Annotated in this window: 23 protein-coding genes and 2 pseudogenes; 20 read left to right on the top strand and 5 right to left on the bottom strand. The window is 34.3% G+C overall.

From position 1 onward, the window contains the following. Window positions 1-4: 4 nt before the first annotated feature. A complete protein-coding gene (locus AB1284_RS12375; RefSeq protein ID WP_429749029.1) occupies window positions 5-757 on the bottom strand; it encodes a (S)-benzoin forming benzil reductase in 753 nt (250 codons plus the stop codon). A gap of 130 nt (window positions 758-887) precedes the next feature. On the opposite strand from AB1284_RS12375, the gene AB1284_RS12370 reads away from it, so the two are divergent. The 3 genes from AB1284_RS12370 to AB1284_RS12360 all read left to right on the top strand — a co-directional run bounded on the left by AB1284_RS12370 (window position 888) and on the right by AB1284_RS12360 (window position 2703). Then, complete coding sequence (locus tag AB1284_RS12370; RefSeq protein ID WP_429761854.1) at window positions 888-1343, top strand: ferritin family protein; 456 nt, start codon at window positions 888-890, stop codon at window positions 1341-1343. A 256-nt stretch (window positions 1344-1599) separates the two neighbouring features. Further along, window positions 1600-2028 carry an NUDIX domain-containing protein gene (locus tag AB1284_RS12365; RefSeq protein ID WP_429749033.1) on the top strand — a complete coding sequence of 143 codons (429 nt, stop codon included), beginning with the start codon at window positions 1600-1602 and terminating at the stop codon, window positions 2026-2028. A 57-nt stretch (window positions 2029-2085) separates the two neighbouring features. Further along, entirely contained in the window at window positions 2086-2703 is a 618-nt protein-coding gene (locus AB1284_RS12360; RefSeq protein WP_429749035.1) for an acetate uptake transporter, read from the top strand. A gap of 53 nt (window positions 2704-2756) precedes the next feature. On the opposite strand, the gene AB1284_RS12355 is transcribed toward AB1284_RS12360, so the two are convergent. Then, entirely contained in the window at window positions 2757-3869 is a 1113-nt protein-coding gene (locus AB1284_RS12355; RefSeq protein ID WP_429749036.1) for a phosphodiester glycosidase family protein, read from the bottom strand. 544 nt (window positions 3870-4413) lie between these two features. Here AB1284_RS12355 and cspB point away from each other — a divergent pair. The 10 genes from cspB to AB1284_RS12305 all read left to right on the top strand — a co-directional run bounded on the left by cspB (window position 4414) and on the right by AB1284_RS12305 (window position 14212). Then, window positions 4414-4614, top strand: coding sequence for a cold shock-like protein CspB (cspB, locus tag AB1284_RS12350; protein ID WP_429749038.1), 201 nt, complete (start codon window positions 4414-4416; stop codon window positions 4612-4614). 138 nt (window positions 4615-4752) lie between these two features. Further along, window positions 4753-5607 (top strand): exonuclease, encoded by an 855-nt coding sequence (locus AB1284_RS12345; RefSeq protein ID WP_429749040.1) that lies wholly within the window; start codon window positions 4753-4755, stop codon window positions 5605-5607. 508 nt (window positions 5608-6115) lie between these two features. Beyond that, entirely contained in the window at window positions 6116-6658 is a 543-nt protein-coding gene (locus tag AB1284_RS12340) for an AarF/UbiB family protein (RefSeq protein ID WP_429749041.1), read from the top strand. A gap of 286 nt (window positions 6659-6944) precedes the next feature. Continuing rightward, window positions 6945-7601: a PIG-L deacetylase family protein gene (locus AB1284_RS12335; protein WP_429749043.1), complete on the top strand. Its 657-nt coding sequence runs from the start codon at window positions 6945-6947 to the stop codon at window positions 7599-7601. Continuing rightward, window positions 7598-8899 (top strand): glycosyltransferase family 4 protein, encoded by a 1302-nt coding sequence (locus AB1284_RS12330; RefSeq protein ID WP_429749045.1) that lies wholly within the window; start codon window positions 7598-7600, stop codon window positions 8897-8899. The genes AB1284_RS12335 and AB1284_RS12330 overlap by 4 nt, the downstream gene beginning before the upstream one ends. Window positions 8900-8914: 15 nt before the next feature. Continuing rightward, a complete protein-coding gene (locus tag AB1284_RS12325; RefSeq protein ID WP_429749047.1) occupies window positions 8915-10090 on the top strand; it encodes a carbamoyl-phosphate synthase in 1176 nt (391 codons plus the stop codon). A gap of 6 nt (window positions 10091-10096) precedes the next feature. Beyond that, complete coding sequence (locus AB1284_RS12320; protein WP_429749048.1) at window positions 10097-11152, top strand: phosphotransferase; 1056 nt, start codon at window positions 10097-10099, stop codon at window positions 11150-11152. Window positions 11153-11191: 39 nt separating this feature from the next. After that, window positions 11192-12520 carry a glycosyltransferase family 4 protein gene (locus tag AB1284_RS12315; RefSeq protein WP_429754277.1) on the top strand — a complete coding sequence of 443 codons (1329 nt, stop codon included), beginning with the start codon at window positions 11192-11194 and terminating at the stop codon, window positions 12518-12520. A gap of 392 nt (window positions 12521-12912) precedes the next feature. Beyond that, window positions 12913-13311, top strand: coding sequence for a MerR family transcriptional regulator (locus AB1284_RS12310; RefSeq protein ID WP_429749050.1), 399 nt, complete (start codon window positions 12913-12915; stop codon window positions 13309-13311). Further along, window positions 13301-14212, top strand: a complete 912-nt coding sequence (locus AB1284_RS12305; protein WP_429749052.1) for a DMT family transporter — start codon at window positions 13301-13303, stop codon at window positions 14210-14212. Before AB1284_RS12310 ends, AB1284_RS12305 begins: the two co-directional genes overlap by 11 nt. A 195-nt stretch (window positions 14213-14407) precedes the next feature. Here the strand turns inward: AB1284_RS12305 and AB1284_RS12300 are convergent, their stop codons facing one another. Then, on the bottom strand, window positions 14408-15757 hold the full coding sequence (locus AB1284_RS12300) for an alpha/beta hydrolase family protein (RefSeq protein WP_429749054.1): 1350 nt from the start codon (window positions 15755-15757) through the stop codon (window positions 14408-14410). Between the two features lie 890 nt (window positions 15758-16647). Between AB1284_RS12300 and fabZ the strand changes: the two genes are divergently transcribed. Beyond that, window positions 16648-17085, top strand: a complete 438-nt coding sequence (fabZ, locus tag AB1284_RS12295) for a 3-hydroxyacyl-ACP dehydratase FabZ (RefSeq protein ID WP_429749056.1) — start codon at window positions 16648-16650, stop codon at window positions 17083-17085. A gap of 110 nt (window positions 17086-17195) precedes the next feature. Here fabZ and AB1284_RS12290 read toward each other — a convergent pair. Next, window positions 17196-17384, bottom strand: a pseudogene (locus AB1284_RS12290) (Tn3 family transposase); the annotation flags it as partial. Between the two features lie 423 nt (window positions 17385-17807). On the opposite strand from AB1284_RS12290, the gene AB1284_RS12285 reads away from it, so the two are divergent. After that, a complete protein-coding gene (locus AB1284_RS12285; protein ID WP_429749058.1) occupies window positions 17808-18290 on the top strand; it encodes an Rrf2 family transcriptional regulator in 483 nt (160 codons plus the stop codon). Between the two features lie 334 nt (window positions 18291-18624). Then, window positions 18625-20007 carry an MFS transporter gene (locus AB1284_RS12280; RefSeq protein ID WP_429754278.1) on the top strand — a complete coding sequence of 461 codons (1383 nt, stop codon included), beginning with the start codon at window positions 18625-18627 and terminating at the stop codon, window positions 20005-20007. 239 nt (window positions 20008-20246) lie between these two features. Here the strand turns inward: AB1284_RS12280 and AB1284_RS12275 are convergent. Beyond that, a pseudogene (locus AB1284_RS12275) lies at window positions 20247-20519 on the bottom strand (helix-turn-helix domain-containing protein); the annotation flags it as partial. A 311-nt stretch (window positions 20520-20830) separates the two neighbouring features. On the opposite strand from AB1284_RS12275, the gene AB1284_RS12270 reads away from it, so the two are divergent. The 4 genes from AB1284_RS12270 to AB1284_RS12255 all read left to right on the top strand — a co-directional run bounded on the left by AB1284_RS12270 (window position 20831) and on the right by AB1284_RS12255 (window position 23281). Continuing rightward, entirely contained in the window at window positions 20831-21178 is a 348-nt protein-coding gene (locus AB1284_RS12270; RefSeq protein ID WP_429749059.1) for an ArsR/SmtB family transcription factor, read from the top strand. 27 nt (window positions 21179-21205) lie between these two features. Continuing rightward, window positions 21206-21850, top strand: a complete 645-nt coding sequence (locus tag AB1284_RS12265; protein WP_429749061.1) for an MIP/aquaporin family protein — start codon at window positions 21206-21208, stop codon at window positions 21848-21850. Window positions 21851-21879: 29 nt separating this feature from the next. Next, window positions 21880-22281 carry an arsenate reductase (thioredoxin) gene (arsC, locus tag AB1284_RS12260; protein WP_429749063.1) on the top strand — a complete coding sequence of 134 codons (402 nt, stop codon included), beginning with the start codon at window positions 21880-21882 and terminating at the stop codon, window positions 22279-22281. A 418-nt stretch (window positions 22282-22699) separates the two neighbouring features. Continuing rightward, complete coding sequence (locus AB1284_RS12255) at window positions 22700-23281, top strand: Crp/Fnr family transcriptional regulator (protein WP_336480460.1); 582 nt, start codon at window positions 22700-22702, stop codon at window positions 23279-23281. The last annotated feature ends 26 nt before the right edge of the window (window positions 23282-23307 follow it).

Here is a 23307-nt window from a genome sequence, read left to right as displayed (position 1 = left end):
TTTTTTATTGTTCATCAATGCGTACAACGCCACCTTGTTGAAAATTATCTGTTTCTAATAAGTTAATAACGGCTTTTGCTACATAATTTGGTGAAAGTAAATGGTCATCTTCTTTCAAAGCTAAGAAACGGTCTACATGAATAAAGTCTTCTTTTGATGTTTCTCTTATTTCGGTTTGCATCTCTGTATCTACAACACCTGGCGCAAAAGAAATAATTTTTACAGGATAGCCCTTATCAGTTTCTTCTGCTGCAACACATTTTGTAAACATATTAATACCAGCTTTGGCGGTGCAGTATGCTCCCCAGCCAAAGTATGGTTTTTGTCCGGCGCCAGAAGAGATGTTAATGATTCGTTTGTCCACATTCCAGTCTTTCGTATGCTTCATAAAGGCTGAAGAAAGTAACATAGGAGCTACTAAATTTACATGGACATTTGCAATTAATTGTTCACTTTCTGACCGCTCAACTGGTTTCATTGGTGCTAACATACCAGCGTTATTAATAAGGTGAATAGAAGATGCCGTTTTTACATCGATGTTTGAAAAAATATTTTCCATCAATGCTTCAATTTGATGAACCTCTTGTAGATCAAACGAATAAAAATCAAATGGAATATGAAGGTATTTTGCTTTTTCGATAAGTTGTTCGTTTTGTTTACGTGATATAGAAATGAGTTTCGTTCCTTGTTGTAATAATTGTGTAGCAATTGCTTCACCTAATCCCCGAGAAGTTCCTGTTAATATTACATAACGCATATATTTAAAGCTCCTTTCACTATATATGTAATAGTATAAGATATTCCTTTTTAATAAGCGAAACTAAACTGAACGAAATGAATGCGTCTACATACAATAAAGTAATGCATGATTTCGAGGAGGAGTAGGTATGTACTATGTAATCCCTAATTCGTATAATCAACTATACCGGGTATATGAGGGAATGTATAACCAAGTGTCACAAGCTATTTTAGAAGCTATTAAAGGCGAAGCTGCTGCGATTGATTTTTATAGTCGGCTTGTAAACGAAGCACCAAATGCGAGACATAAAAAAGATATTTTACATGCATTGGAAGACGAAAAAGTACATTTACAACAATTTATACAATTGTATACAACACTAACTGGACAGCAACCAACGTATCAAGTAGTGCAAACTCAATATTCTTCTTATAAAGAAGGGTTAGAACGTGCTTATGAAGATGAACTGGAAGCGTATGAAGATTACCGAAATGCTTATTTATTAACGCAAAACTTAGCAGTTCGAGATGTTTTCTTTCGGGCGATGACAGACGAAATAGAGCATGCTATACGCTTTGGTTTTTTATTATCTTCTCTATCCTAACTTAAGGATACTAGACAATTTTGTCTAGTTTTTTTATGATCAATGAATGACATTTCTGGAAGAAACAAAAATACATAAAATGGGTTTATCCCGCTATCTGCAAGCAGTAAGCCTCCCATCTCAAGATTGGGAGAGAAGCGAGGAAGATAGGTGGAGGGTGAAAAAATCACTGATGAACGTTTCACTTCATACGATCAAGTATTTGAGATGATCCAATCTAGTAAGAAAATGTTAGTTATATGGAGGTGCTATAAGGATGCGAGACCGAAGTGCAGCAATTATTGTAGAAGAAGGAAAATTAGCTCTTATAAAACGCATTTGGGATGAAGAGGTATATTACGTCTTTCCTGGAGGCGGAATTGAGGAAGGAGAAACTACTGAAGAAGCGATAATTAGGGAAGTGTATGAAGAACTTGGCTTACATGTACAGCTCCAAAAACTTGCAACAACAGTTAAGTACAACGGAACACAATATTTTTACGAAGCAATAATTGTTGGTGGTACATTTGGCAACGGACAAGGTGAGGAATATGTGAAAAATGATAGGAAACGAGGCGAATATATTCCGATATGGGTCTCGGTAAAGGACTTATTAAACATAAATATTAAACCGTTAGAAGTAGGGGAATATGTGTATGAACTATATGAAGATTCGCAATTAATAGATATTAATAAAAAGGATTGACAGTGCCTTCTGATTTCAGTATTGTATTCAAGTATGTGTTTAAATCAGGAGGTTTTTATGGAAAAGCAAACTACACATCATGTGAAAATGACAACAGCAGATCCGTCTGCACTTGGATTATTTGGACTTGCAATGGTTACACTTGTTGCGTCCTCGCAAAAACTTGGCTTTACAAGTGGTGTTTCATTTGTATTGCCATGGGCAATCTTTTTAGGAGGTTTTGCTCAATTATTTGCATGCATTAACGATGCAAAGCACAATAATACATTTGGTACAACAGCGTTTGGTGGATTTGCATTGTTCTGGTTTGGTGTTGGTACTTCATGGTTAATTCAACTTGGAGTATTTGGCGAAAAACTAGCAGCAACTGTGGATCCAAAGCAACTTGGAGTAGCATTTGTTGGTTACTTAATTTTTAGCTTATTTATGACAATTGGCGCAATGGAAACACATAAAGTATTATTTATGATTTTTGTACTTATTGATTTCTTATTTATTGGTCTTTCATTTAGTACTTTAGGTGTTATGCCACATGCGATGCATAAATTAGCAGCAATTTCTGAAATGCTTATTTCACTGTTTTCATTCTATGGATCAGCAGCTGCAGTATTAAATACGCACTTCGGAAAAGTTGTATTACCTGTTGGTAAGCCATTTGGTATCTTCAAAAAATAAACCACAACAGTATAAATGAAACAGAAAAAAGCAACTAAGTATCTGTAAGATACTTAGTTGCTTTTTGTTTCGCTAGAAGCAACAGTAGATGTTCCCATAATTTGTGCAATTTTTGTATTGTCTGCTGCGTGACCGTCAATTGTTACATCCACTTTTTGATTTTCATTGGCAGTTACAACCCAACAGTTTGGGAGATAACGAGACTTATGAGATAAAGTGGAAGGAATGTTTAATATATCTCCTAGAGCATACATAGTTGCAGAAGAACCACCATCCATAGCCATCGCATTTACAGCTCCCTTGTCATATAAAAGGTCCTGACAATCTTTTAAAGAAGCGCCAATGCTGTGAGGTTGTCTACCATCTACGATAAGAAACATGATCGTGCCATCTTTCTTTTGAGCCATAATGCTTCGCGGACCATATCCCCAGCCTCCGTCATTTGTAAGCATTTTTTCGCCATTTACGATAAGTTGGGGCATAAAACCAGCTGCAGAAACAACATTTTTATTCTGTAATTGCTGTGCAGAGTAATTACCTGTTATCATTTGCCCATATTTTGTTAAACCAGTAATAAGAGTCGGTGAACTTATATCTTTTGGTGTATGGATAACTTGTCCGTTCGCGATAACAATACCTAGGCCGACTTTACCGCCCCCATGTCCCGTTTCATCTGCAAATCCGCTAGCATTTACTGCAGCAAGTGCGTGATTTCGCTTTGCCATCACGTAAATTTTTTCACCAACATCTTTACCTTCTGTACCTTGTTGCGTTACAAGTTTTACATTAAAAGGATTACTAATTGTCATAAGCTTACCTTCGAAATAGTGATCCGCATACTTTTCTTGAACGGTTTCGATTTTCACATGAAGCGGCATATGTTTTTTCTCTTCCAATTGTTTTTTTGAAAGCTTCTGCAAACCAAGAGATTCGCTATTTAGCCATTTTGGATTATTAATGGAATTTGAAATATCATCCAGTTCTTGTTGTGATAAGAAAGTGAACTTTGCTAAATCACGGTGTTGTGAGGTTAGAATACTTTCCGCAGCAATTACACGTAATTTATGTCCATAGGGAGTACCAAACAAAATACCAGCACCAATTAAAATGAAAGCAAGTAATAAAATGGAGGATATTTTTATTGCTCTTTTGAGATATTTTTTCATTTCGTGAACTCCTCTTATATAATTCATTATTTAGTCTTATGTGTAGCAAGCCGTTTTTTATTTGATTTGTAGACTAATATACAATATTATGATACGAGTAATTTGACAAGAGGTAAATATGAATGTAAATCGCTAAATCATGATGAAAACAGTCAGATAAATAATGAATGAATGAGTGAATGAAAAAAGTGAACGTTGAAGCTTTAGTAACAAGAATGCACATTATGTGGTGGGAGGGCAAGAGAAAAGAAATCCAAGCTAATTCAATAGAAAAAATAAAGAAATGAAAGATGTTAGTCAACCAACTACTGAGGTTATAAAAAAACATGGAATAAAAGTTTGCTTTTATTCTAATAAAGGTGTATAGTGGTGTTAAACCATTTTACTTTTAATACCATAGAGATTTAAATAAGCTGTAACTTAAGAGGGGATAGCAATGTTAAATCTTCTCTGGGTTGCAGTTTTTTTAATGTCTAATTATTATTTGTAAAGTGGTTGAAAATGGACATGTACATGAAGGTACATAATTTAGGAGGATTTTTTCATGCAAAACGGTAAAGTAAAATGGTTTAACGCTGACAAAGGTTTCGGTTTCATCGAAGTTGAAGGTGGAGAAGACGTATTCGTTCACTTCTCAGCTATCCAAGGCGAAGGCTTCAAGACTTTAGAAGAAGGCCAAGAAGTTACTTTCGAAGTTGAACAAGGTAACCGTGGACCACAAGCTACTAACGTAGTAAAAAAATAATTGAATTAAAATGAAAGAGAAGGGAACTCCCTTCTCTTTTTTTGTATCTTAAAATAGAATAGCTGCAATATTGTTTTTTAATACATATTAGAGATTGGGGATATAATGTTAAGAAGAGATAAGGAAGAGGTATGTAGTATGTATGAACCAAAATATTATATTGTATTTGATATTGAGCGGAATTTTAGACCTTACCAATCAGATGCTCCAACGGAAATTGTTGATATTGGAGCTATCAAGATTGAAGCAAGTACAATGAGCATTATCGAGTTTTTCTCTTCGTTAGTGAAACCATCGGCATCTCTATCTCGTCATACAACCAAATTAACAGGAATTACAAAGCAAGATGTAAAAGGTGTAGAAAAATTCCCTAAGGTAATTGAGCGATTTCGGGAGTTTGTTGGAGAAGATTATATGTTTGTAACGTGGGGGAAAGAGGATTATGGATTTCTCACGGAAGATTGTGTACGACACAATGTGGAATGTCCTGATCTTGAGAAAGAAAGAAGATTTGATTTACAGAGGTTTGTCTTTCATGCATATGAAGGATTATTTCTAAATCCACCAAGTTTGAAACTTGCAGTGGAACAATTGGCTTTAGAATGGGAAGGAAAACAACACCGTGCCTTTTCGGATGCTAAGAACACCGCGAATATATTTCTCACCGCAGCTAAACAAAAGGATATTCATAAACAATATAAGAAAAGCTTAGAACTCATACTCGTAAAAAATGGCTCTTTAACAGATAAGGGTAAAAAGAAAATGAAGAGATGGGTATTTAAAGAAGTAAAGAAAAATGGATATTCCCACCTTACATGGGATACATTCATAAATAGCAAGACATGGGAGAATGTATCTGATCAATATTATTTCGATCATACGACCTTACGGCTGTTACAAAATTACTTTCATACTGCTTTGAGGAAAGCTAAACAGCAACTTCAAGTATTGGCTGCAATGAATAATAATGATCAAGGGAATAAAACACACTAAAAATTATAAGAAGAACGTGGATTCTGAAATAGTATTCCTGTGAAGGGGACAGCAAAAAGAAATGATATTATGGTTTGTTATGAAAGGAATTGTTTATCCCGTAAATGCGGGATAAACATACACATTAAGACAAAAACTCTAATTCTATATATTCAAATAATACTTATTTTTTTATATCGATACAAAGGAATAGAAACGTGGATTTGTGAAGATAACAATTCCTATTTTTAGATTCAATAATGAAAAGTTGCTTCTTATTGAATCTAAAAATAACCCACAAACGATAAGTTGTAAACTTCCTATTTTCTTAATATGAATGATCCTTTTCATTTGTTACTTTATTGTTTTTTAATATATTTTAGGATTTTAAAATAATATCTACTAAAAAATATATGAATTGAATTAATTTATAAAAATATATATTAGTTTAGGTTACATATGTAAGGGATAAATCATAGAATGTGAGATGATATATAATTTTTCAAAATTATAATGAAGGGGCAATAAAATGAAATCATACTTTAAAAAAAGAAGAATAAGTAGAGGGGATGTGGAAAAATGTAAGCTCATTGGGAATGGGAGAGATGGAGAAGTATATGAATTAACCTATGATAAATGCGTGAAAATGTTTTATCAGGAAGAAACTCAAAAAAAAGAGTTGAAAGCTTTGATAATTGGACAATCATCACCTATTATTCCACGGCTTTATGAGTATGGAGAAAACTATATTGTTATGGAGTATATACATGGTATTTCTCTTGCCGGTTACTTAAAAAAAGAACAAAAAATGACAGAAGAATTAACTAAGAAAATCTTAATGATGCTGAATGAGTTAAAAAAGATAGGATTTACTAGATGGGATGCAGAGGTGAGACATGTTTTAATAAATGAAAAGGGTCAACTAAAAGTCATTGACCATAAAAGGGCTTTTACTGCAAATATTCAGGTTCCAGTTAAGTTATTAAAAGGGCTTGAAAAATTTGGACTAGCACAGGATTTTTTGAATCATGTGAAGAATATGCAGCCTTCTCTTTATGATAAATGGATGTAATATCGATAAAAAACGAGGCGTCTTGGAAGTAATACTTTTTAATGTTAAAACCACTGAACGCTTGTTTTTCAGAATTTATAGGCAATAAGGCTTCTTCCCTCAAGATCGAGAGGAAAATGGCAGGATTTCTATATCATGTAAGACGGAAATACACATGTAAACCTCAATAGATTATACAGCTGGAGTATTTATTATTAGTAATAAATAAAAGCAGGTTTTCCGCTAATGACGGTTTCTTTTTGCGGTATCAATCATAAATTAAGAAGTACAAGGAGTGAGAATACTAATGAAAGAACGTATTTTAGTCATTGGCGCACATCCTGACGATGAGTTATTAGGATCTGGCGGAACTTTAAAAAGATTAGTAGATGAAGGGCATCACGTAGTTTCAATTATTACTGCTCTAGGAAGAAAAGAGGAAGCTCATCACATACAGCAACTAGGCCGATGTGCAAATAAAGCGATAGGTATTGAAGAAGTGATATTTCTCCAGAATGCTAATTTAGAATTAGAGTTAATTCCATTACATCAATTAACGAAAGAAATAGAAAAACTTATACAGGTTTATAAACCAAACAAAATCTTCACTCATCATTATGGAGACCTCAATATTGATCATCATATTACTTTTCAAGCGGTTTTGACTGCGACTCGACCTTTACCAAACCAACAACCGATAGAATTGATTACATTTGAAACCGTTTCCTCTAGTGAGTGGAATATCCACACGAATGATAAATCTTTCAAGCCTAATTATTTTGTCAACATTACAGATCAAATAGATTCAAAGATTGCTGCGCTTAAACACTATGATGTAGAAATGAGAGATTTTCCTCATCCACGTTCATACGAAGGAATTCAATACTTAGGAAGAGTTAGGGGAATGACAATTGGTGTACCATACGCCGAAGCGTTCGAAGTGATAAGGAGGGTTTGGAAATGAAAATGAAGCTTGAGTTTCCATATCCATATGTAGTCAAAACAATGGATGAATATTTTGGGATTCGTTCATACTCATCACAAAAAAAGAAGAGTACAAAGCAAGAACGTTATAAAAATACAGAAGCAAAGATGTCTAAAAAGAAAAATCTATCTATATTAATCGCTACGTTTTGGGACTATCCTCATACCGGTGGATTATCTAATTATATTACAGCACTAAGTGAAGGTTTAAGAAAACAGGGCCATCACGTCGACATTGTCTCACCTAACCAATTTTCCCAAAGCCGAGTAGAAAACGTGCGTGAAGCAGTTGTTCCACAATTAAAAAAGTTTTTAAAAACTCGTTATGAAAATTATAATAGTACAATTGTCAGGAACCTCAAAAATATGTATACCTTCGAAAAAATGCTGCTTGAAAATATCAAAATTAAAAAATATGATATCCTCCATGCGCAAGACTTGTTTACAGCAAATATATTAGGAAGAATTAATGAATATTACGGAAAAAAATTACTATTTACACCTCATGGGATGTTTACTTTTAACCGACTTAAATTTGGCTTATTTCAAAAAGGTTCGCTAGAAGAAGCCTATCATACAGTATTGGAAAGAAAGGCGATTGAATTTGCTAATCACCTTATTATTCTCAGTGATTCATTTCGTGAGCCATTAATGAAGTTGGGGGCAAAACAAGAGAACATGACAACTGTACTGACAGGTATTGATTATCCTGATAAGTATCGTGCAAAAAATACATCAGAGCATAAAAAACTCGTTATTACATGTGTGGCTAGATTAGGTCCAAGAAAAGGGCATGATGTATTACTTGACGCTCTTTCGCAGATGGGAAGTAAATATACTAATAACGTTAAATTGCTCATTGTCGGAGATGGTGAGATGAGAGATAAGTTAGAAGAGAAAGTTGATGATTTGAATCTTTCCATGGTGGAATTTTTAGGACAAAGGAATGATGTGTCAGACATTTTAAGTAAAAGCGATATTTTTGTACTTCCAACTTTAAATGATAGCCTACCTATTTCTATTATTGAGGCCATGCATAGTGGAGTTTGTGTCATTTCGACGCCATCGGGAGGTATACCTGAACTGGTTAAACATTCTAAGACGGGCATCCTTGTCGATGCAGGAGATGCAAAAAAATTGGCACGCGCATTAAAATTCGTTATTGAAAATGAGCAAGCACGAGAGCAGCTTGGTAAAAATGCAAGAACGTTCGCTAAGAAGCATTTAACTAGAGAGACAATGGTAGCAAATATCGAAAAAATCTACAAAAGTATTTAGGTGGGGAAGGATTCTATGAATCATGAACATGCAGCAGTTGTACTGGATTTAAGTGCCAACGGAATCGGAATTATTAGAAGCTTAGCGAGAAAAGGAATTAGCGTGTATGCATTTGATGTAGAGAAACCTTATAAAATAGGAAAGTCACGCCTCGCTTCATGTGGAATATGCCCAAGCCCTTTATATGAAGAAAAGAAATTGCTCATTTTTTTAATTAACTTGGCTAAAGAATTTAAACTGAAACCCGTTTTGTATACAGGTGCAGATGATTATGTGGTATTCATTTCAAAATATCGAATGGAGCTGTCTAAATACTATTTATTTTTGTTTCCTGAGCATTCATTGATTGAAGAAACGCTAAATAAATATAAAATGTATGAACTCGCAGTCAAACATAATATTCCATGCCCGAAAACGTATGTGATTGAGAAGGGAGAACAATTGGAAGAAGCGATACTGAGCCTCGATTTCCCTTGTATATTAAAGCCGATTTTAGGACATGAATTTCGAAAAAAGATAAACAAGAAGGCTATTCTCATACAAAATCCAGACCAACTTAGAAATGAGTATAAATCGTATCGACAGTATGGAAAACTCATTCTGCAGGAAATTATTCCTGGCGATAATCAATGTTTTTATAAAGTTGCCACATTTTATGACGATAACATGGAGTTACTAGCGTTATTTTCTTTACAAAAGAATCATCAATTCCCAGCAGAATTTGGAACAGGGGCTCACATCGTTAGTAAACAAGTCCCAGAATTAGTGGATATATGCTTACCTTTTTTCGAAAGTATTAACCTTAAAGGGATCGCTATGGCAGAGTTTAAAAAGGACCCTCGCGATGGTGTTTATAAGTTTATCGAAATAAACCCTCGTTTTTGGTTAACGCATAGTTTAACAGGACCTGCTGGCATCGATTTTGTTTACATGTATTATTTATATTTAACTAAGCAAAATCCAGCGCCAAGACTCCAACAAATAGACGGTATCAAATGGATCTATCTTGTACGGTATTATTTAACATTCCGCCATAAGAAAAAAAGAGATGAAATGACGTTGAAGGACTTTTATAAAGGATTGCGAGGCAAAAAAGAGTTTGCTTTGTTTGCGTGGGATGATCCAATGCCATTCATTAGAAGTACATGGTCGCATTTGAAAAACGCCTGGAAACGAAAGCGAAAGGAATGAAAACATTTGTACGAGGCAAAAACATTATCTTATCATTTTGAAAAAATGAAAGTTGCAGAAAAACTCTCTTATTCAATGGATAAGAGAGTTGTAATCGATCCTGATAAAATGGAGTGTCTAAAATCAACAAGAAGAAGCAGTATATACAAATTATCTCTTCAAACAAAAGTTGGTTACTATCCTATCATTTTAAAAATATATAATTCAGCAGATTACAAAAATGAAGTAGAGATTAATATATATGATAGAGCTTATCCTATATTAAAAGAATTTCTTCCTGAAATATATCTCATTGAACAAAATGGAAATGAAACATGGATATTCATGGAATTTGTGCGCCAAGTACGCGGTCAGATCACCTTCTCCCCGAAACATTTTGACTACATTATCCCCACTGTTGCCAAGCTTCATGCACACACATTTGAAGACAAGGTTAAAAAACATAAAGATGTTTGGGAATCTTGGCTCCCTATTTATGAATCAAGCCGCATGAGGAGCGATCGAGCTAAATACATTAGAAAGACAATTGATTTTCTCGATGATGCGATGAAAGACGACCGGTTAAGGGAGGTTATTAAACCTCATTATAAATCGCTAATAAAACTATGTAATAAGGGACCAGATTTTTTTCCGGAACTATTTGAAAATGGTTCATCGATAACACATGGTGATCTTCATATGCAAAATATATGCAGTAACAATATGACATTAAATGCACCATGGAATATCCAGTTTATCGATTGGGAATCAACTAAATATGCTCCAGTCTGGTTTGATATGGTTGTTCTAGTTGAAATATTATTAGGTTTCAGAAAAGATTGGCAGAGCAATGCAGAAGAAATTCGCACACATTGTGTGGAATTTTATGCAAAAGAAATGAAAAAGTATGGTATTACATTTAAAAATGCTCCAATTGATCTTTATAAAATGGCATATTTGCAGAGAACATTAGAAAAGGGACTGCATACCCAGCTACGAAGAATATTCGATAACCGCGGCGGTGAGTTATTGCCGTATCACCTTGAAAAAATTTCAACCTGGGGAAAAGAATTAGGTTTATAGCATATATAAAACTTTCACCATCAGCTGAGTTAGGAGGAGATACTTCTGAATACAACAAAGGAAGAGCGAAATGAACTTATTTATCCTTTCCATGCGAGTCTGCTAAAAATCATGGATGAATACTATCAAATAGATAGTAAAAAAAATTATAGAATCAAACCGTTTCAGACATTTGGGGTCAAAAAAGATAGTATACCAAGTAAAATAAAAAAATTAAAAATTCTTTATGTAACATTTTTTAGATATCCAAATACAGGGGGATTATCAAACTATATTACTTCCTTGAAAACAGGTTTTGAAAAATATGGTCATGACGTAGATGTTATCTCTCCTACTCAAATGACATCAGTTCATCTAGAACAAGATATTCCGCAAGCTGCTGAACATGCAAGGGATTTTATGTTACAACGATATGGTACATCTAATGAAAAAATTATAAAAAACACGAGCTTTTTGAACGTGTTTAAGTCTTTTTTAAGAGAAAGAAGTCTAGAACAATATGATGTGTTTCATGCAGAAGATTTATTCGCTGTCTTTTTATTAGGACAACTAAATTTAGAATATAAAAAACCTCTTTTTTTTACACCACATGGGCATTTTACAAGAAGTCGATTAAAATTCGATAAAATAACAAAAGGATCAATTGAAGAAGCGTATTTTAGTGAAATTGAAAAACAGGGAATAAGAGCCTCAGATCAAATTATAACGATCAGTAATTCCTTTCATTCTCCTTTAGAAGAATATGGGGCAAAGACAGAACAATTGATTACTGTTCATACAGGTATACATTTTCATCTACCTTCTATATCTAAAGAGAAGTGTAATGATAATGTTGTAATTTCCTGTGTTTCCCGTCTTTCTCCTCGAAAAGGTCATGATATTTTTTTGAAAGCGCTCTCGCGAATTCGACAAGATTTGTCTAATGTAGAGGTGTGGATTGTTGGTGATGGTGTTATGAGAGAAAGATTAGAAAACCAAGTGCTACAACTTGGTCTCGACAATATTAAGTTCTTTGGCAGAAGAACAGATATACCAGAAATTCTTTCTTCTTCTGAAATCTATGTTTTACCTACCATTAACGACAATTTTCCAATTTCAGTTATTGAAGCTATGCTTTCTCGTCAAGCTATTATCACAACAAATTGTGGTGGTATACCAGAAATGATCCAAAACGGAAAAACAGGGATCATTTGTGACCCAGGAAATGTGCAACAACTTTCCAATGCTCTTAAATTGCTTTTAACGAATAAGAGTCTTCGTGAAACTTTAGGAAGAGAGGCTCAGGCCTATTCACAACAACATCTTACGCAAGATGTGATGGTCTCAAAGATAGAAAAAATCTATCAATCATTTATGAGTGATATGTAAAACCTGTATACAATGTCTTCGTGCAAGGAATGGTGAGTCTATGTATACCCTAAATGAAAAAACGAAAGTATACATTAATATTAAGTGTACACTTTACTTCCCTATAAGAGCCTAGTATCATTAAAGGCGGAAAATAATGATTATTCAAATTATAAGAAGAGGGATATTAATTAATATTTTTAGGGGGACGTAGCCCATGCCCGTCAAGCTAAGATTTTTAATTACCCCCATAACAAAAATTTTATGCCACTGATAATGGGACTTATGTAAATTAAACGAAAAGGTTCGGAAAAATTCCGTACCTTTTTATTTTTTCTTCCTCCAGTTGTTATTTAATCCTTGACTTAGAGTTGAGTCGAAGTAGTAGCATGTAAAGAAAGGAGGAAATGAAAATGTATAGTATATCAGAAGTGGCTACAAAAACAGGATTCACGGCTCATACTTTGCGCTATTATGAAAAGATTGGTCTATTGTCTTCTCCATTAAGAAAGGGTGGGAAAAGAAGATATACAGAAGGTGAAATTAGATTACTTAAATTCATGAAAATGTTAAAGCAAACAGGAATGTCTTTAGAAGATATCCAAGAATTTCTAAAGGATGGATGTCTTCTAGAAAATATTGATTCTAATGACATCCAGTTAAAAAAGATTCAAATCCGAGTAGATATTTTAAAGAAACACCTACTCCTTTTAGAAGAGCAGAAACAAGAGATTGAAACGGTTATGAATGTGGCGAAGGTGAAATTAGAGACATATGAAACGATGATTGGAGGCTTAAAAGGTGAAGAGTAAGATATATCTTATGTTAATAGGTTTTGCTGTATTTACAGGGGCTACTTTCAACCTGGCTAAGTATTCTGTTCACTATTTCTCAGCTGTGAGTGCTGCAGCATGGCGATTTGGTATAGCTGCATTAGTTATGGTACTTATCTTGGGATTTCAAAAACAAATAAAGATAAGAATCATTAAGACCCATTGGAAAATGTATACCTTACTTGGTATTATAGGCATCTTTGGATTCAACACTTTTTTCTTTTTAGGGATGAAGTATACTTCGCCTTTAAATGGGGCATTGATTATGGGAACTAATCCTTTAGTAACTGCACTTTTTGCATATTTTATTTTAAAAAATCCGATTACAAAACAGCAAATGCTTGGCATGGCTTTTGCTTTAGTAGGTGTTATTTTGGTGCTCACTCAAGGTTCATTAGAAATTATTCGAACTTTATCTTTTTCTAAAGGTGATTTACTGATCTTAGCAGGGAATATATGTTGGGCTTTATACGGTGTATTAGGAAGAAAATATTTAAATGGTAGTTCTTCAATGGAGACAACCACCTATACGATGGTAATTGGGTCTCTTTGTCTTACGATACTAACGGTCTTTTTACCAAGTCCTCACCCTTTATCTTACGTTACGTTTTCAGCTTGGGGTGCTATTTTATTCATGGCCCTATTTACGAGCGTATTAGGCTACCTTTGGTGGAATAAAGGTATGGCCACTATTGGTGCAAGTAACACGTCTTTATTTTTCAACTTAGTTCCAGTAGTCACGATGATTCTTTCTGTTATAACTGGTGCTACTATTTCATTACCTCAAATAGTAGGTACATATTTAGTTATTTTAGGAGTTCTAACAGCTTCTGGATTCTTACGTTTGAAAAGAAAACAAAAAGTTTCAGCTTCATTATAAGAATAAATTTGATAAAGACTATATATGGGTAGCACCACATCACTATCAGGCTAAGGTTTTACACTACCCATAAAGCAAAAAAGACGTTATCCTTTCCTATGATTCTATAGAAAGAATAGCGTATTTTTTCATTTTAAGGGAATTTTGTTTTGTTAGCTTTATAGCGACGCCTCGTATTTTTCCATGAAATTAATTTTATGGCATGGAAGTTATCCATCGTTTTATATCATTTAACACATAAAAGGGGACGTGCTTGGGTTGCATATAGTCTTGAACGGTTTTGTTTTCTCCCGCTATTGTATATCCGTGATTAAGGTCTGGATACAGTTTAAATGTTGCATTTGTAGTATTTTGCAACGCTGACCGCCATTTTTCTAAGTGAGAACTAGGAACTTGAAAATCTGCTCCTCCTTGCATGACAAGCAAGGGTATATTTAGGGTTCTTACAACTGAACTTGGCCTATAATCTTTTATACTATACCACCAATGGGCATTTGGAGGTAAAACGAATTGCTCCGGTGGGTGGCTTGGATCAAAATCTGGTTGGTTAAGCAATTGTAACTGACTTCGGTAAAATTCCATTTCTCCCTCTGATATCATTCCTCCTGAATCTTCTTCAAAATAGGACTCGATCTCCGTAATAGAAGGGTTAGGGGACGAAAGAATGATTCCACCTGCAAAACTACCGGGGGGAGCTTTACTTATAATTTGTGGAACCATCAATCCTCCTCTACTGTGTCCCGCAACAAATATGCTATTTTTATTAATAAATGGCATGGATTTTAGAAGTTGCAAAGATGCTAAAGCATCCTCTACAAATTCTTCTTGCACTGAGTATGTTCGGTAAGTATGTATATAATGTTCGCGTGTCTTTTTCTCGTATCGAAGAACAGCTACCCTTTGACTAGCTAAACCTAGGGCTATATCTTTAAATGGTTTTAAGGCGAATATAGAGGAGTCTCTATCTAATTCTCCATCTCCTTGAACAAGTATGACAACAGGGAAGGGACCTTTTCCTTTTGGAATTGTTAGTGTTCCAGGTACAGCGTCCTTTTCGCTTCCAATCGTCACTTCCTTTTCAACGTAGACATCAGGATTTACATAACTAGGTAACTGGTACTCTTGCTTAGAATATAGGAAATTAACATAAAAGTCATCGACCTTCCCTCTCTTATCAAATTTCACTTCTATTGGTATGGTAGACTGTTGATTTTGAAATGTTAAAGTGACTGTACAATGCACGTTATTACGAGAAAAATTTGATTGTACGATCTGATAAGAAGATAGGTTCTTCATGAACGAAATGATGGAATTAGGAATATCTTTTTCAGTGAATGTATTATTTGTGTATTGTAGGGCTTTTTCTAAATTTCCCGTCTGTAATAGATATACAAACTTCTTGGCATTCTCCTTCAAGAGTGTGTCGTTTACGGTAACTACTTCTCCAATCTTTAGAGTAGGCTCTGCGTATACACTATCAATAGTCCAAGGTACTATTGATAGCATTACAGTTGTAGCAGTTGTAACACGTAATAATGTCTTCATATACTTTCATTCCTCCTTATACATTATTCAATTGAACTGTAGTGTTTGTTGTACTAGATCGTATATTATTTTAGAAGAATATGGTTAAAGAAAACATGTACTTGTCTTACAAATTAAGCTTGTATTCTTACAAAATTGTCACCTTCCATAAGGGGTACTACTCCATCGCCAACAAGCTGAAAAGAACAAGTTACCTCAAAATGAAAAAATAAGCCAAATTCTCATAAATAATTGTAAAAAGGTAAAATTTTCGTTATGGAGGGTTCTCAAAATCTTAGCTTGATGGGCATGGGGTCCCGTCCATATTTTAACGAAAACATATGTTAAGTAAATTTCGACACGAAAAAACGTTGATTTTACTACTCTAAGGGGTCCTGACGTCAAAACGCTGATATCGTACGCTAATACATTTTTTTGAATATAAAAACCCGATTTTCCTATCCTAAGGAGAATCGGGTCCAATTACTAATAGGTATTTGCCATGATGTACAACAGCAACAAATTTTATTATGGTTTTTGTACTAGACGGAGCATCTTATTATTGTATTTGTAAGTTTAGATTGATTTTTATATAACCAAAGAAACATAGCTTTGTTAATCTCAAATATGGTCGGATAGTTAACAAAATAAGCCATAAATATAGTTTGTATAGCCAGCATTATTTTTGGTATGGATTGGATCTCAAGTTCATTTAAAGGGTTTAATTTGTTATAAAAACACTGTAAATAAACAGGTTATGGATACATACTACTAGTTCTCATAAAACCACTTATCGATATTCCATATATCTCGAAATCTATAAAGTTGGATTACCTGTAGTAATTCTCTTATTGTTTCCAAATACAAGAAGTGTAATAATGGGAACATGTAATAATAAAGGAGAGAAATTTATGCTCGATATTCAACAAATTAAAGAGATTATTCCGCATCGTTATCCTTTTTTACTGATAGATCATATTATTGAAGTAGAAGAAGGAAAACGCGCAGTTGGAATCAAAAATGTTACAACTAACGAAGAATTTTTTAACGGTCACTTTCCTGACTATCCAGTTATGCCAGGTGTCTTAATTGTAGAAGCTTTAGCACAAGTAAGTGCAGTTATTATGCTCATAAAAGAAGAAAACCGTGGAAAGATTGGTCTTTTTGCTGGTATTGATAATTGCCGATTCAAAAAACAAGTTCGGCCTGGTGATCAGCTACGTTTAGAAGTAGTGATGACACGTGTTCGTGGTTTAATTGCCAAAGCACATGCTATTGCTACAATAGATGATGAAATTGTTTGTGAAGCAGACGTGACATTTGCTCTTTTCGATAATAAAAAAGCCTAGAGACTTGTTAGGGGTCACACGACCGAAAAAAGAAAATTGTACGTTAAGGAATATTTTTACATATTGTTAAGAAATAAAAAACACAGGGATAATGATTTTCCCTGTGTTTTTTATTTCTTCTTTATTCCATTTTTTCGTAATGGATGTAAGTTTTCAAAATTCACTTTTTGATTTAAATTCCAAATATAATCACCAGTAAGTGCAATATGTTCCCAGCCTAATGGAGAGATGTGTTGAATATATTCCTCTGGAATATGAATGCCATTATTCCGCAATGTTTCAATTGCACGAGAGATATAAGGGGGCTCAGGTGTTTTTTCCACCGAGCTCCTAATGGGGTTATATGGTAATAAAATATAATACATCAATAAATTTCGAATATTTTTTTTGAAATTTACAGGCTTGTAGGATATATCATTGATATATATATATGCGATAGAATAAAAGGCTTATTGAAACTTACATTTCCTCATGAATTCTACATGAAAGAACTTTTAAAAAAATATTTATAACTTGAATTCTTTAGTATTATTCTCACTAGGATGTTATAAGAATAGCTATTCCCTTTCTTTATTACCCTTTTTTGAAGTTTAATTGATTGATTTTTTGGAAAAAATTCTTAAAATTCCCATTTATAAATTGACTGTATACCTTTTTAGGATTAGAATCATTTATGGATAATTATTATCCATAAATGATTCTGTTTTAAGGATGGTTAATTTATGCGCATAAAATCTGGAATGGAACAAGCTGTTTATACTTTACTTTTGTTAACAAGAGTACCTGACCGTAATACTCTAACTTCCGAAGCAATAAGTGAACGTTTAGATGTATCCCCATCTTATTTGAAGAAGTTAATGAGATTACTGGTACAGGCCGGGTTAGTAGAATCAATAACAGGAACGAAAGGAGGATTTTCATTAGCAAGATCTCCAAAAGAGATTACTTTGTATGATATTTTCCAAGCAGTCGAAGGAAGAGGCGCTTTTTTTCAGGGAAAAGGCATGGCTCTGTCTGTTTTTGATTCAAAAGAAACTCATCCTCAAGAAGACTGTGTTTTAGCAAGGGTTATGAAAAAAGTAGAGGATAAGTGGGCTCAAGCTATGAGTGAAGAAACATTAACAACATTAATGGAGCAGATCGAAGAATTTTATGATGTAGAAAAAGTAGACGAGTGGATACGTGAGAAGACGTTGATGAACTAAAGTTTTCATAACACCGAATTATCACTTATTTCTACAGGTATACCATAATTTCTTTTAAAGGATTGTGAATTCTAATGCAATCCAAACGAAGCAAGAATAACAATTCTATTGAATTTATGTTATAAGCATTAGGATTATTATATTAAATTAAAAATTCCAAAATGTATCACTGCTTTATCGTGTAAATCTCTTAATAGAATGGGTTATGTACATACATAATCCATTCTATTCCCCTTACACTTTAATTGACCTTGTGTAATAAAATTTTTATAACTGAAAGAACGTAACTGAATGGAGGGTTTGATTAGAAATGAAATTACAACGTGCTGACAATATAAACATGGAAGCATCTAAGGTTGAAGTGCAACCATCCACTAGCATTTGGAAACTTGTTATCCTGGCAATGGGATTCGTAATGGCAACCCTTGATACAACGGTAGTAAATGTCGCAATTGCAGATATTCAAAGCTCTCTTGAAATTAACCTTACTGGAATTACGTGGGTTGTAGATGGCTACATTCTAACATTTGCTTCTTTTTTACTTGCGGGAGGTTCACTAGCCAATCGCTATGGTGCAAAAAATATTTATATACTTGGTTTAGGTTTCTTTGTATTTGCATCACTATTATGTGCTACAGCACAGACCGCAAATATTCTTATAGCAGCTCGCCTTCTTCAAGGTGCTGGAGCAGCATTATTTATGCCAAGTTCTCTTAGTCTACTTGCACTTTCTTATACAGATGAGAAACAAAGAGTCAAAATGTTTGGTATCTGGGCAGCCATAGTCTCTACATCTGCCGGCATAGGTCCTTTTGTTGGTGGGGTTCTAGTAAATTTGGCTGGATGGCAGAGTATCTTTATTATTAATCTTCCGATTGGTATTATTGCCCTATTTTTTACTTACAAGATTATTTCTCAGTCACCTCGCGTACAGAGTGAACTAAACCTTATTAGTCATGTTTTAGGCATTATTACATTAGCTGGTTTGTGTTTTACCCTAATTGAAGGTCCTTCAATGGGTTGGTTCTCTCTTCCAATTGTTAGTTCAGTCATTATAGCACTTTTAACTGCAATTCTTTTTGTTGTAAGAGAACGTAAGACAAAAAACCAAATAATTCCAAGTCAGTTATTTAAGAATCCCCCTTTCTCTGCGGCAAATATGGTAGGTTTTTTGCTTAACTTCTCTCTTTTTGGTGGCGTCTTTATGCTGAGTCTATTCTTACAAGAAGCTCGTGGTTCAAGTCCTTTTATAGCAGGATTACAGTTATTACCTATGATGGCGGTTTTCGTGGTAGGTAACCTTTTATTTGCTAAAGTAGCTACCCGTTTAGGTTCAAGACTACCTATGCTCGTGGCTTTATTTACAGCAGGAATTGGCTCATTGTTATTGGTGATCTTTATTTCGCCATCTATGCCATATTGGTTATTAGCAGTAATTTTCTCAATAATCAATTTAGGAGTAGGTGTAACCGTTCCAGCAATGACTGCAACGGTTATGCAAGCAGCAGGACCATCTCATGCAAATATGGCTGGAGCTACATTAAATGCAAATCGACAAATTGGTGCCTTAGTTGGTGTAGCAGTTATGGGAGTTATCATTCACTTATCAAGAGGCTGGTATAGTAGTGCAAGTAATACATTCATAACTATGACTATCGCTTATTTAACAGCAGCATTTTTAGTGTGGCGTTTCATTCGATCAGAAACTAAATCATAATTCAATAACCGTATCATAGTACATGTGTTAATTATTACTGACTAAAATTTTAAATTATAGAGATAGACAAAAACAGTATAAAGAGTCGAAATATTATCAATGTAAATAAAAAACTAAATTTTTATTTACATTTTTCTTCTAATTAAGCCAAATAAGGTTTAATTAGGGGTCACACGACCGAAAAAAGAAAATTGTATGTTAAGGAATATTTTTATATAAAAAGACGATTCTTTTCTATATTAAAGAGTCGTCTTTTCATCTTTTTTCAATTCTCTTAATTTCCGATATAAAGCAGCTTGACTTACACCTGTGATGGCACAAATTTCTTTAATTGTTTTCTTTGTTTGTTGGCGTAATTCAATCGCATGGTTCATACCAGCATGTTGTTCTGTATATTTTTTTACTCTACCTCGATACACTCTTTTTTGTTTTGCAAGTTTGATTCCAGCAATTTGTTTTTCCTTAATCATTTCTCGATCTAATTCACGAAATGCTGACAGGGGTACCGTCAGCATTTCGTAAAAAACCCACGCTAAGCAAAAAAACTAGCCTCTACAAAAGAAGCTAGTTGACGTAAAATTCGTTCTCGGAAGTTAGTTAATGAAGAGCGAAATTGTAAAGAATATGTTAAGGTCTGTTCTTTTCTCTTGTTATATAAGTATTTGATTATATACTTATAAATGAGAAAGAAGACGTATCTATATTGGCGTAATAACGTTTATCTGATCTGAAGATGAAGTTGATCTGTAATCAGTAGTAGATATAAGACCTTTCGTTGAATATATAAGTAAATAATTATGTAATTACACAAGGAGGTGCTTATATGCAAAAAACATTTGTAGATATGGAGCGAACGGCACAAGTGTTGAAATTGCTTGGAGATAAAACACGTTTAACCATCGTTGCGATTTTAAAACAACGAGAGTGTTGTGTATGTGAATTTCTTGAAGTATTTGACATGAGTCAGCCTTCTATTAGTCAGCATCTTCGTAAATTAAAGGATGCGGGATTAGTGAAAGAAAGACGGAAAGGCCAATGGATTTATTATTCCCTAAACTCACAAAGTGATTTGTATGCACTGATTGAAGATATTTTAGAACATGTACCAGATCAGCATGATAAGATACAGGTCATGCAGAATTGCGCTTCAAATACATGTTGTAATGAATAGATAGTGTGAATACGGGGGAGCTCATGCATGAAGAAGAAACTAACCGCAGAATTTTTAGGAACATACTTTTTAGTTTTTGCTGGAACCGGAGCCATTGTGATCAATCAAATCACACAGAGTTTAACACATGTTGGAATTGCGTTAACCTTCGGACTTGTCGTGACTGCACTTATTTACACATTTGGACATATCTCGGGTGCGCATTTTAACCCAGCTGTCACGATTGGATTTTTCTTACTTGGGGATACAAGCAAGCGGGATGCTATATCGTATATTATTGTTCAACTGTTGGGTGCGATACTGGCAAGTATGACGATGCTCTTGTTATTTGGAAATGTCGCCAAGTTAGGCGCAACATTACCAAGAGGAACAGAGATTCAATCGTTTGGTTTGGAATTTATTCTTACCTTCTTTCTAATGATGATCATTTTAGGATCGGCTGTTCATGGAAAAGCGATTCAGTCATTCGCCGGACTTGCAATTGGCTCTACGGTTGGACTGGAAGCCATGTTTGGTGGACCGATAAGCGGTGTATCCATGAATCCTGCACGTTCCATTGGACCGGCAATCATATCAGGTCACATGGAACATCTTTGGATTTATATTGTTGCTACCATATTAGGTGCGATTGCAGCGACTTTCGTTTATAAGTTTATGCATGAGGAACAATAATACATTACGTACTAAAGGAGACATGACAGATGGAAAAGCAAACAATCTACTTTTTATGCACAGGAAACTCTTGCCGTAGTCAAATGGCAGAAGGGTGGGCGAAGAAGCATTTAGGTGACAAGTGGAATGTATATTCTGCAGGTATCGAAGCACATGGTGTAAATCCTAATGCGATTAAATCCATGGAGGAAGTTGATATTGATATTACAAACCAAACTTCTGATGTCATCAATCGTGACATTTTAAATAATGCAGACTTGGTGGTAACTCTTTGCGGTCATGCAAATGATGTTTGCCCAACAACACCTTCGCATGTAAACCGTGTTCATTGGGGCTTTGATGACCCGGCAGGGAAAGAGTGGTCTGAATTACAACGTGTTCGTGATGAAATTGGGGCACGTATTAAAGAATTTGCTGAAACAGGTAAATAAGCGATAGAAAAGGACTTTTCGTACGTTGAAAGGTCTTTTTCTTTTGCATACCGTATACATTATAAGTTTACATAACCTATCATTATCATCAGTAACCAAATCTCAGAAAGCCATTCATACCAAGATTTTGCCACCTTTCTGTTCCCTTCTCTGTATGCAAGGTATCATACATTACTGTCACAATAGCCGCGCAATCTGCATGAAATCCTGCATACCTTTAGCGTATACTTTCGTTAAAATGTTGGTGGTACGCCTTTTAGAATTTATTTACTCAACTTTCTCACCAATAAAATAAGTGCTAATCGTTGATTGTATTGAATTTTAAGTAAATCTATTATGTTGCTTGACATGGTTAAATGCTATAATAGTAAATTATGGATAAAGGATATGCCTTATATATTTATAGAGGTGATGAATTATGCTTAATAAGCCGAGTGATTATATTGAAGCTGGTTTGAAGCTGGAGTTGGAAGAAGATTTAAAATACTTATTTAATTCAACAGCTGATATAAAGATGGTACCAAAGGGTACAATTGTTTTAAGGCAGGGGCAAAGAGTTTCTTCACTGTATTATATTCATAAAGGAATTATGAGAGGCTATTATATAGATGCTGCAGGGAATGATGTGACAAAATGTTTTGCAGCTGAAACGGAATTTGCCTGTGCAGAGGGTTTATTAAGAGTTGAAGAAGCTAGATTTAGTGTAGAAAGCCTGCAAGACAGCATTTGTGTAGTTATTCCGTATAATGCCATAGACCAAGGTATGAAGAAAACTAATCAAATGAAGGTTATATTCGCTAATTATATACAGAAGATTCTTGTTGGTATGCTAAATCGAGAACAGGCGTTACTTATGAAAGATGCACTGGAAAGGTACATGGAGTTTAAAAGAGAGTATTCTTCTTTAGAAAGTAGAATAAATCAATCATATATTGCTTCTTATATTGGAATTAGAGCAAGCTCACTTAGTAGAATTAAGAGAAGTATGAAAATAGAATAAATGTTTTTAGGAAACATCAAATAAAA

The sequence above is a fragment of the Bacillus sp. S2(2024) genome (assembly GCF_050474045.1).
GTDB classification, from domain to species: domain Bacteria; phylum Bacillota; class Bacilli; order Bacillales; family Bacillaceae_G; genus Bacillus_A; species Bacillus_A yunxiaonensis.
Note: the sequence above shows the minus strand (reverse complement) of the source record. Positions and strands in the feature narration are given on the sequence as shown.

Coding starts and splice junctions, on each gene's coding strand:
- AB1284_RS12375 (WP_429749029.1), bottom strand. CDS start 757: ATGCGTTATGTAATATTAACAGGAACTTCTCGGGGATTAGGTGAAGCA.
- AB1284_RS12370 (WP_429761854.1), top strand. CDS start 888: ATGTACTATGTAATCCCTAATTCGTATAATCAACTATACCGGGTATAT.
- AB1284_RS12365 (WP_429749033.1), top strand. CDS start 1,600: ATGCGAGACCGAAGTGCAGCAATTATTGTAGAAGAAGGAAAATTAGCT.
- AB1284_RS12360 (WP_429749035.1), top strand. CDS start 2,086: ATGGAAAAGCAAACTACACATCATGTGAAAATGACAACAGCAGATCCG.
- AB1284_RS12355 (WP_429749036.1), bottom strand. CDS start 3,869: ATGAAAAAATATCTCAAAAGAGCAATAAAAATATCCTCCATTTTATTA.
- cspB (WP_429749038.1), top strand. CDS start 4,414: ATGCAAAACGGTAAAGTAAAATGGTTTAACGCTGACAAAGGTTTCGGT.
- AB1284_RS12345 (WP_429749040.1), top strand. CDS start 4,753: ATGTATGAACCAAAATATTATATTGTATTTGATATTGAGCGGAATTTT.
- AB1284_RS12340 (WP_429749041.1), top strand. CDS start 6,116: ATGAAATCATACTTTAAAAAAAGAAGAATAAGTAGAGGGGATGTGGAA.
- AB1284_RS12335 (WP_429749043.1), top strand. CDS start 6,945: ATGAAAGAACGTATTTTAGTCATTGGCGCACATCCTGACGATGAGTTA.
- AB1284_RS12330 (WP_429749045.1), top strand. CDS start 7,598: ATGAAAATGAAGCTTGAGTTTCCATATCCATATGTAGTCAAAACAATG.
- AB1284_RS12325 (WP_429749047.1), top strand. CDS start 8,915: ATGAATCATGAACATGCAGCAGTTGTACTGGATTTAAGTGCCAACGGA.
- AB1284_RS12310 (WP_429749050.1), top strand. CDS start 12,913: ATGTATAGTATATCAGAAGTGGCTACAAAAACAGGATTCACGGCTCAT.
- AB1284_RS12300 (WP_429749054.1), bottom strand. CDS start 15,757: ATGAAGACATTATTACGTGTTACAACTGCTACAACTGTAATGCTATCA.
- fabZ (WP_429749056.1), top strand. CDS start 16,648: ATGCTCGATATTCAACAAATTAAAGAGATTATTCCGCATCGTTATCCT.
- AB1284_RS12285 (WP_429749058.1), top strand. CDS start 17,808: ATGCGCATAAAATCTGGAATGGAACAAGCTGTTTATACTTTACTTTTG.
- AB1284_RS12270 (WP_429749059.1), top strand. CDS start 20,831: ATGCAAAAAACATTTGTAGATATGGAGCGAACGGCACAAGTGTTGAAA.
- AB1284_RS12265 (WP_429749061.1), top strand. CDS start 21,206: ATGAAGAAGAAACTAACCGCAGAATTTTTAGGAACATACTTTTTAGTT.
- arsC (WP_429749063.1), top strand. CDS start 21,880: ATGGAAAAGCAAACAATCTACTTTTTATGCACAGGAAACTCTTGCCGT.
- AB1284_RS12255 (WP_336480460.1), top strand. CDS start 22,700: ATGCTTAATAAGCCGAGTGATTATATTGAAGCTGGTTTGAAGCTGGAG.